We start from the raw sequence: 2903 nt of genomic DNA on the forward strand, positions 1-2903 counted from the left end.
GGCACGCAGTAGATGCGCGCGAAGGCCGAGTCGGCGCGGCGCTCGATGCGCTCGATCTTCGCCACCGGCAGGCCGGCGGGATAGATGCCGTCGACGCCGCTGGTGGACAGCAGGTCGCCCTCCTGCAGGTCGGCGTTGGCGGCCATGAAGCGCAGCTCGAGCCCGCCGCCATGCGCCGAGGCATCGCCGAAGGCCACGCTGCGCACGCCGGTGCGGGTGTTCTGCACGGGAATGGAGAGGTCGCGGTCGATCACCAGCGTGACCTCGCTCGTGAAGGGCTGCACCGCCGTCACCTGGCCGAGCACGCCCTGCGCGTCGATCACCGGCGAGCCCGGCGCCACGCCCTGGGCCAGGCCCTGGTCGATGACGATCTTGCGCGTGTAGGGGTCGGCCGCGTCGTACAGCACCTCGGCTGCGCGGCCCGGCGTCTGCTGCAGCTGGCGCAGCTCGAGCAGCGCGCGCAGCCGCGCGTTGTCCTGCGCCAGCGTGTCGGCCTGGCTCGCGCGCTCGGCCTGCAGCATCAGCGCCTTGCGCGCGTCGGCCTCGTTCTTCTGCGCGGTCTGCAGGTCCTCGAGGTAGCCGCCGGCGCCCACCACGAACTGCACGGGCTTGAGCGCCACCCATTGCACCGGGTAGAGCACGGCCGCGATGGCCTGGCGCACCGGCTGCACGATGTGGAAGCGGGCGTCCGCCACCATCAGGAAAAGCGCGAGCGTGCTGAAGAAGATCAGCTTGCTCAGCGCCGATGGCCCCTGGTTGAACAGGGGTGGCGCGGTGCGGTCGAGCGTGCCCAGGGGCATGGGATCAGGTCGGGTGCTGCGGCATCAGATGACAAAAGGCCGGCCCGCGCAAGCGGGGGCCGGCCGATGGAGGCGGCGCTGCATTCACTCGCTCGTGAAGATGCTTCCCAGCCGGTCCATGCGCTCGAGGGCGATGCCGCAGCCGCGCACCACGCAGGTCAGCGGGTCCTCGGCGACCAGCACCGGCAGGCCGGTTTCCTCGGCCAGCAGGCGGTCGAGGTCGCGCAGCAGCGCGCCGCCGCCGGTGAGCATCATGCCGCGCTCGGCGATGTCGGCGCCGAGTTCGGGCGGGGTCTGCTCGAGCGCGTTCTTGACGGCCGAGACGATGTTGTTGAGCGGGTCGGTCAGGGCTTCCAGCACTTCGTTGCTGCTGATCGTGAAGCTGCGCGGCACGCCCTCGGAGAGGTTGCGGCCCTTGACTTCCATTTCCTTGACCTCGGAGCCCGGGAAGGCCGAGCCGATGCTCTTCTTGATGACCTCGGCCGTGGGCTCGCCGATCAGCATGCCGTAGTTGCGGCGGATGTAGTTGATGATGGCCTCGTCGAAGCGGTCGCCGCCGACACGCACCGAGCCCTTGTAGACCATGCCGCCGAGGCTGATGACGCCCACCTCGGTGGTGCCGCCGCCGATGTCGACCACCATCGAGCCCGAGGCCTCGCTGACGGGCAGGCCGGCGCCGATGGCCGCGGCCATGGGTTCCTCGATCAGGTAGACCGAGGTCGCGCCCGCGGCCTCGGCCGCGTCCTTGATGGCGCGGCGCTCGACCTGGGTGGAACCGCAGGGCACGCAGATGATGATGCGCGGGCTCGGCGTGAGCAGCGTGCGCGGGTGCACCATCTTGATGAACTGCTTGATCATCTGCTCGGTGATCACGAAGTCGGCGATCACGCCGTCCTTCATCGGGCGGATGGCTTCGATGTTGCCCGGCACCTTGCCGAGCATGGCCTTGGCTTCGCGGCCGACGGCCTGGATCACCTTCTTGCCATGCGGACCGCCTTCGTGGCGGATGGCGACGACCGACGGTTCGTCCAGCACGATGCCCTTGTTGCGGGCGAAGATGAGCGTGTTGGCGGTGCCGAGGTCGATCGCGAGGTCGGTGGAGAAGTACCGACGGAAAGCTCCAAACATGTGCGGAATCCTCTGGAGCACGGGCTGCGCATCGGCAGAACGTCGCTCACTCTATGGGTGTTTTGGGGGTGCTGGAAGGGTGAATTTGATCGTTTTTGCAGCAAAAGCCGGCGCGTTCGCGGGGGTTGCGGCAAAGGCGGGATAATACCCGAATCCCCTCTGAATCCCGTGTTGGCGGCCCTTGCGGCGCGCTATTTACCTCCGGTTTTTCGGCCGGTTCCACCATGTCCCTTTCCGCTTCCGATATCGCCCGCATCGCCTCCCTGGCGCGGCTGCAGCTCGCCCCCGACGAAAGCGAGCGCATGCTCAGCCAGCTCAACGGCTTTTTCGACGTGGTCGAGCGCATGCGCTCGGTCGACACCACCGGCATCGAGCCCCTGGCCCATCCCGTGGCCGCCATCGAGGACATCGTCCTGCGCCTGCGCGAGGACGTCGTGAGCGAGCCGGACAACCGCGAAGCCAACCAGCGCAGCGCCCCCGCCGTCGAAGCCGGCCTGTTCCTCGTGCCCAAGGTGATCGAATGAGCGGCGCCAAGGACCTGCACCACCTCGGGGTGGCCGCGCTGGCGAAGGCGCTGGCCGGACGCGAAGTCTCGGCCGTCGAGGCCGCGCAGCACTTCCTGGGCCGCATGAAGGCCCACCAGGCACTCGGCAGCTTCGTCGAAGTGAACGAGGACGCCACGCTGGCCCAGGCCCGCGCGGCCGACGCGTCGATCGCGGCCGGCAACGCCCCGGCGCTGGCCGGCGTACCGATCGCGCACAAGGACATCTTCGTCACCACCGACTTCGCCACCACCGCGGGCTCGAAGATGCTCGCGGGCTACCGCTCGCCCTTCGACGCCACCGTGGTGCGCCGCCTCGCCGAGGCCGGCACCGTCACACTCGGCAAGCTCAGCTGCGACGAGTTCGCGATGGGCTCGGCCAACGAGAACGTGGCCGTGCCCGCCGTCGGCCACGACCGGGCCGTGCCGGTGCG

At 69.2% G+C, this 2903-nt stretch carries 4 protein-coding genes; 2 read left to right on the top strand and 2 right to left on the bottom strand.

Features of this window, described 5'->3' with window-relative positions; genetic code table 11:
• Together mreC and AC27VN_RS37835 are read right to left on the bottom strand one after the other, a co-directional pair.
• Positions 1–800 (bottom strand): rod shape-determining protein MreC (gene mreC / locus AC27VN_RS37830; RefSeq protein WP_490879980.1); only part of this gene is annotated, 800 nt, incomplete at its 3' end.
• An 84-nt stretch (positions 801–884) separates the two neighbouring features.
• Complete coding sequence (locus tag AC27VN_RS37835) at positions 885–1928, bottom strand: rod shape-determining protein (RefSeq protein WP_057591261.1); 1044 nt, start codon at positions 1926–1928, stop codon at positions 885–887.
• 224 nt (positions 1929–2152) lie between these two features.
• Here AC27VN_RS37835 and gatC point away from each other — a divergent pair, with 224 nt between their 5' ends.
• Positions 2153–2452 (top strand): Asp-tRNA(Asn)/Glu-tRNA(Gln) amidotransferase subunit GatC, encoded by a 300-nt coding sequence (gene gatC / locus AC27VN_RS37840; protein ID WP_490879981.1) that lies wholly within the window; start codon positions 2153–2155, stop codon positions 2450–2452.
• A partial coding sequence (locus AC27VN_RS37845; RefSeq protein ID WP_490879982.1) for an amidase family protein occupies positions 2449–2903 on the top strand: 455 nt, incomplete at its 3' end. The genes gatC and AC27VN_RS37845, both read left to right, overlap by 4 nt.

This window comes from Variovorax sp. 20P10.2.4, assembly GCF_058244205.1.

Bases quoted from the DNA above. Each gene is read 5' to 3' on its own strand.
- gatC (WP_490879981.1), top strand. From the start codon at position 2,153: ATGTCCCTTTCCGCTTCCGATATCGCCCGCATCGCCTCCCTGGCGCGG.
- AC27VN_RS37835 (WP_057591261.1), bottom strand. From the start codon at position 1,928: ATGTTTGGAGCTTTCCGTCGGTACTTCTCCACCGACCTCGCGATCGAC.